Source organism: Gemmatimonadota bacterium (assembly GCA_040882465.1).
In the GTDB taxonomy this organism is placed as follows: domain Bacteria; phylum Gemmatimonadota; class Gemmatimonadetes; order Longimicrobiales; family Gaopeijiaceae; genus JBBEBG01.
Window position 1 is genome coordinate 40,285 of record JBBEBG010000002.1, and the last position, 6,605, is coordinate 46,889.

At 65.7% G+C, this 6,605-nt stretch carries 3 protein-coding genes; 1 reads left to right on the forward strand and 2 read right to left on the reverse strand.

The annotated features are described in order from the left end of the window. The first annotated feature begins 69 nt into the window (after positions 1–69). Positions 70–2,211: a dehydrogenase E1 component subunit alpha/beta gene (locus WEG36_01065; GenBank protein MEX1256182.1), complete on the forward strand. Its 2,142-nt coding sequence runs from the start codon at positions 70–72 to the stop codon at positions 2,209–2,211. Between the two features lie 46 nt (positions 2,212–2,257). Here the strand turns inward: WEG36_01065 and WEG36_01070 are convergent, their stop codons facing one another. Together WEG36_01070 and WEG36_01075 are read right to left on the reverse strand one after the other, a co-directional pair. After that, on the reverse strand, positions 2,258–2,788 hold the full coding sequence (locus tag WEG36_01070) for a hypothetical protein (protein ID MEX1256183.1): 531 nt from the start codon (positions 2,786–2,788) through the stop codon (positions 2,258–2,260). Between the two features lie 141 nt (positions 2,789–2,929). Beyond that, positions 2,930–6,337 (reverse strand): hypothetical protein, encoded by a 3,408-nt coding sequence (locus tag WEG36_01075; protein ID MEX1256184.1) that lies wholly within the window; start codon positions 6,335–6,337, stop codon positions 2,930–2,932. Positions 6,338–6,605: the final 268 nt, after the last annotated feature.

Below are 6,605 nucleotides of genomic sequence, written 5' to 3' on the forward strand. Positions count from 1 at the left end.
CCTCGTTCCACGGCTTGGCCCTCTCCGGGGGCCGCCCTATCTTGATCCGGACCCTGACACGGAGTGTTGATGGCGACGAGGCTTCCACAACCCGAGACCGTCGCGGCCCGGGACCTGCACGGTCTCGGTCGGGCCGAGCTCCTCGAGATGTACCGGGTCATGGTGACCTCCCGCCTGGTGGACGAACGAGAAGAGAGCCTCAAGCGACAGAGCAAGGCGTACTTTCAGATCTCCGGAGCGGGGCACGAGGCGATCCAGGTCGCGATCGCGCGGCACCTCCGTCCGGGGTCCGACTGGATCTTCCCTTACTACCGAAATCGGGCCCTGACGCTGGCGCTGGGCCAGTCCCCCTTGGAGCACCTGCTCCAATCCGTCGCCGCCGACGCCGATCCGGCTTCGCGGGGACGCCAGATGCCTACGCACTACAGCGACCCCGGGCTTCGGATCGTCAGTTCCTCTTCCTGCACGGGGACCCAGTATCTCCACGCGGTGGGGGCCGCCGAGGCCGGAGTTCGGGCGCAGCTCCTCCCCGAGCTGCGAAGCCGGATGGATGAATTCGAGGACGACGAAGTCGCGCTCGTCTGCTCGGGTGACGGCGCAACCTCGGAGGGGGAGTTCTGGGAAGCGCTCAATACCGCCTGCAACCTCCGGCTCCCGGTCGTCTTCCTCATCGAGGACAACGAATACGCGATTTCCGTTCCGGTCGAAGTGCAGACCGCGGGGGGGAGCATCTCCCGACTGGTCTCGGGATTCCCGAACCTGCACATCGTCCCCTGCGACGGGACGGACCTCCTCGACTCCTTCGAAAAAGCGGGCGAGGCCGTGGCGCACTGCCGAAACGGCCGCGGTCCGGCCCTCCTCCACGCTCAGGTGGTCCGGCTCCAGCCCCATTCGATGTCCGATGACGACCGCGTGTATCGGTCGGCGGCCGAGCTCGACGCGCAGGCCGCCCGCGACCCGATCGTGCGCGCCCGGGCCCTCCTCCTCGACGAGCGTTTCGCCGACGAAGAGGAGCTCGACGCGCTCGAGGCGGAGCTCCATGACGAGGTGGCGGAGGCGGCCGATGAAGCCCTGAGGCACCCCCAGCCAGATCCCCGCGACGCGACCCGCTGGCTTTATTCGGAGGTCGTGGACCCGACGGGCCCCGACTTCGACACGGAGGACTCCCCGGCCTACGTGGACGACCGGGGACTCACCATGGTGGACCTCCTCAACGCCTGCCTTCGCGACGAGATGGCGCGCGATCCCCGGATCGTTTGTTTCGGCCAGGACATCGCCGACTGCTCGCGCGAAGAGGCCCTTGAAGAGGTCTCCGGAAAGGGGGGCGTCTTCAAGGTCACCCATGGCCTCCAGCGGGAATTCGGCGGGACCCGCGTCTTCAACTCGCCGCTCGCCGAAGCGAACATCGTCGGCCGCGCGCTCGGGATGGCCGCCCGCGGGCTCAAGCCGGTCGTCGAAATCCAGTTCTTCGACTACATCTGGCCCGCCTTCCAACAGATCCGGAACGAGCTCGCCACCCTTCGTTACCGCTCGGGGAACGGCTGGGCGGCGCCCGTCGTGATCCGGGCCCCCTTCGGCGGATACCTGAAGGGCGGCTCCATCTATCACTCGCAGACGGGCGCCAGCATCTTCGCGCACACCCCGGGGATTCGCGTCATCCTCCCTTCCACCGCGGAGGACGCGAACGGACTCCTGAGGACGGCGATTCGGTCGGACGACCCCGTCCTCTTCCTGGAACACAAGCACCTCTACCGGCAAATCCACAACAAGGGGCGGTATCCAGGGCCGGACTACATGATCCCGTTCGGGAAGGCGAAAGTGGTCCGCGAGGGATCGGATCTTACGATCGTCGCCTGCGGGGCCCTCGTGCGACGGTCGGTCGAGGCCGCGAAGATCGCCTCCGAGGAAGACGGGATCGAGGTGGAGGTGCTCGACCTCCGGTCGCTCAGTCCCTTCGATATGGACCGGGTGGGCGAATCGGTGAAGAAAACCGGGCGTGCCATCGTCGCGCACGAGGATCCGGTGGCCTGGGGGATCGGAGCGGAGATCGCCGCGCGCATCGCGGACGATCTTTTTCCCTGGCTCGACGGACCGGTGCGCAGGGTGGGGGCGAAAGAGGCCTGGGTCGCCTACTCGCCCCAGCTGGAAGAAGTCATCCTACCGCAGACCTCGGACGTGCTCCGCGCGATCCGGGAGCTCGCCACGTACTGACGTTCCGGGGGCCCCCGCAGGCCTGACTGGCCGACCCTTCCCGAGGTCAGGCGGTCGTTCCCGACCCGCTTCCGTCGCCCCTCGGCCCGGTCGGCGCGGTATCCGCCGGGATCGCCTCGGGAGCCCCTGGGCGGTCCGGGGCCCGCTCGCGGATGAAGTCCTCCCCCGGTTCGGGATACCTCCCCACCATTCCCGGCTGCCGCTCGATGATGCGCCAGTCGGCCTGCCGCCGGTCGAAGTGGCTCCACCCCCACCCGTCCAGCACCTCGTCGCGGAAGATCACGGGGTTAAGATTGCGCCGAAACTCTTCCTCCGGATAACCCCGCTCCACGTCGTGGAGCCACATGACCTCGACGATTCCCCCGTCCACGAAGTACTGCTCGAACCAGTATCCCTGCAGTATCAGGGGCGCCTCCATCGGATCGGACGCGACGACTCCGCCGTGAGGGATCCGAGCGAGAACTTCCGCCTTCGGCGCACCCGGCTCGAAGGTCTCCAGAATCTCCGCCCCGGGCGGCTGTTCACATCCCGCGAGCAGAAGAATGGCTAGCGTCCAAGCGAACGTCGAGGGCCTCATCCCTTCGCGCATCGTCGTTTCTCTCGATTAGAAAAGCGAACGCCCCACCCTGGGGGGCGAGGCGTTCAACCCATCGGTGGTCCCCCCCGAGGGGGGCCGGCGGCTGGTACGCCGCCGGCCCCTCGCGAGGAGTGAGACTGCTTACGGTACGTACATGATACCCACTGCCGTGGTGAGCGCCGTGGTCGCGTGAAACGGCACCTGGGCGCCGCTCGAAACGAGCCCGTCGAATCCGCCGCTCAGCCCGATAACCCGGATCTCGCGCGAACCATTGGTCGCGAGACCATCCGCCACGGTCGTAACCGGGAGGGTGAAGGAGAACGTCCAGTCGAAGTCACGAATCGACCCGTTGTCGAGCGTGGGGAAGCCCGCCGCGAAGAGGGGTGTGGGCGACGCCGTCGCACCCGCGATCGGTCTGTAATACGGCCCGACCGGACCTGGAAGAAGCGTTCCAAGGTTTTCGACCACCACGAGCCCACCCGGGAACGGGTTAGCGAACGTGATCGTCGGACCCCGCGCCCGAATTTTGATCGTCGCGGTGCGCACTACGTTCGGAGCAGAGCCCGACGGGGCCGACACCGTCATCTCCGCGATGTAGAAGTTCGCGATGTTCAGCGGTCCGACGGCGCCGCTGAATGCCGTCCCCGTCTCGACTTGTGTCGAGAGGATCGTCGCACCCGCATGCGCGGATGTTCCGGTGGCACTCGCAGCCATCGGCGCGCCATCGGTGATATGGCACGGCCTGAACGAGGCTGCAAGCACGGCACCGGCCCAAGCGTGACAGGGGTAAATGGGCACCGGGAGCGGGGACAGCGCCAGCCCTTCGAGCGTCCCGTTGTAGGCGCGTCCCGTCATGATGGATGGTTTGACCTGCACGCCGGCAGGCGTACCGCCCGCGACCGGCTCACCGTCAGGCGAGACCGCGGCCACAACACCGGTCACCGGCTGGAGAGCCCGGATAAAGGCCGGCGACGTGGCCGTTGCCCCAGCCGCGCCGGTCGTGAAGTTGATCGGCTGCGGCATGAGGATGAAGTCGTCGAACAACGTGGAGAACTTCAGGGCCGAATTGACGGCCCGCTCATACACCAGGTTTGCCATACCGAGATAGGATAGGTCGAACGAAGCCTCATAGACCTCGTTTCCGAAGGTCGCCCCCGGATCCCCGTCCTGCGAAGTGCCCGGGAAGGTCGCCAGGGTGCCTCCGAAGAAGAGCCCCTGTGCGATCAGCCCCGTGAAGATGGGCCGCACCGTGTTGTTCGTGTAAACGTGCCACGCGATGATCAGCGTCAGGTTGCCCGCGCGGTCACGCGCACGCGCCTGGTAGACCTCCTGGGTCGGCGTGGCGACGACTCCACCATTGACCAGAACCGCAGGGGCTGCCGCCGTCGTGATGGACGTCGGCGTCTGGACGTACGCGCCCGTGTTGAGCGGGCTGTTCACGAAGCCCGTACCTGCCTTCGAGGTGCCGAAGGGGGTCACGTTCGCCGGCACCAGAGCCGTGCCCAACAGGTGGCCGATGCCTGCTCCTGTGAACACGCCTAGGGGCGAGTTCACGGTCGCCGTCGCCGTCACGTGCGAGTGAAGCAGCGCGCGCGAGCCTCCGGGTGCGCCCGGTGCGGCGAAGCCGGAAATCATGTCGGTCGCCGAGAACTCGAAGTTCGCACCGGCCGGTACCGTCTCAAAGACGTACTGGCGCGCCTGGCCATCCACCGCCATCGCGGGAATGCTCGGAGGGAAGGGAACAGTCGAGAAAAGGGGACCGAGTGCGGTAGCGCCCCCGACAGTCGTATACAGCGCCGACGGATCATCGGGATCGTAGCCGAACGTCGTCAGCGTGTGAGATGCGGCGTTGCTCGCCGTCAACTCGCAAACTGTGGGCTCGACAGCGCAAGGTGCGTTGGCCCCGGTGGGTAGGCTCTGGCTCGTCCAGCTGCTCGTGTTCTCGAGTCCGAAGTCATGCACCTCGACCTGAGCGTTGTAGGTCGTATTGTTGGCCGACTTGGCGATCCCGGTATTCGGAGTACAACCCTCAGCCGGAGGACCTGTGGTAAGTCCTAGGCACGGCGACTCACCATAGCTGCCAGTGTACACTACAATCGCGCCCGTGCGGACACGGAAGCGTCGCACCTGGCTGGCGCTCGTCGTGTTCAGCCCGACTCCACCGTCGACCGGGGCCGTATATCCCGTCGCGAGCCCATAGGTCTCGTTGCCCCAGTTCTCGCGGTTCTCGATGGAAGCCTGCCTGCGGAAGTCGATCGCTTGGCCCGTCGGGGCCTTGTTATCAATGTTGATCGGGAACGGATGCGGTCCCACGATCGCCGGAACGATGTTGGGCACCGGGAAGATGACGGCGCCTCCGAACACGAGGGGATTCCCTTCCTTGTCGATCGGCACGCCGAGAATGGCCGGGGCAACGCCCGCCACCCCCGACTCGAAGCCAGCGCAAGGGAAGGTGAAGTTGAACGGAGCGACCCCATAAGGCGCCGCGACATCCGCGGCGCACCCCGGGAGGCCAACGTTGAGCGACCCATTCGGAGCCGCGATGCTCCGCGCCGTCAACCCGCCCGGGACTTCCGGCTGATAGATGACGGGAGCCGCCTGGAAGAAGACCGAGCCCGAGCTACCACCATACCAAAGCTGACCCGGCAGTGCGCCGGAAGTCGTGCCGATGGCCTTCGCGGTCGGGAGCTTGGTCTGGTAAGCAGCCAGGCCGACCTCGGAGATGTGAATCCGATTGAAGTTGGCAAGCGTCAATTCAATGATATTCGATGCGCTCGGTTCATCCGGCCGCTCCGACACTTCGAGGAAGGCCTGAATGTTCTGGAGACCATTGAGGTGCCAAGCGTCGCCCGTGGGGATCTCGCCGATGATCATCCCGTCGTACCGATCGGTCTGGAAGGAAAGCTCGATCGTCACCGGAAGCAGAACGCCGTCTGGCCCGACCCCGGCCTCCGCGAAAGCACCGGCGGAGAGTGTCTGAGAGGCCACTTTCGTGCCGCCGAGATAGACCGACACCTCCGTCGGCGTCTCGTCGTTCCCAGCCACATTCATGATGACATTTAGCTGACCGCGGATGGCGCCGATAGGCGCGCTTACAATCCCACCACCCGCGCTGTTCTGGGTCAGCTGCTGGATCGAAATCGTCGCGGGCTCGACCGGGATCTGGCTCACCGTAATCTGTCCGCCCACGCTGGCACTCTGCGTGCCCTTCGTGACGGACGCTGTCACCACGGTGCTTCCGACCCCCTCGCCCGTCACGCGGCACCCGGGGTTGGAGTCGTCACCGATCTCGGTGGCGTCGCTCGCCACGTTGATGTTCTGCGAGGTGCATGTCCAGGTGATGTCGGCGCCCTCGGCGCCACCGGAGATGTTGATTGCGAAGTCCGCGGTCTCGTCGACCAGAATCTGCTGATTCTGTGGCGACATGGACACGACGAGCGGCGGCGGCGGCAGCGGCGGCGGATCTACGACTTGTACGTCGTCTCCGCAGGCAACCAGCCCGAAGGCCATCAGCCCGGCGAATAGTGTAGAACGATGCAGCTTCATCATTCACTCCCCCTGAGTGTGAATGGGCATCGTTCGTGATGCCCGGTGGATTGTGCTACCGACTTCTTTTTCCCGGCATTTCGCGGCCGACGCGTTGAGATAGTCCGAGCCGATGACTTGCAAGTCCGGTGCCAATCGGAGCCCCCCTACGCAATCCCTTGTCGTACAAGGAAATTCGAGGCGGCTCCGGGCACCGGAACCCGCCCGTCTTCAGCGGATTCACCGGAACACCCTCAGATTTTTGAGCAGCGTGTCTCTAAAGTTTTCCACA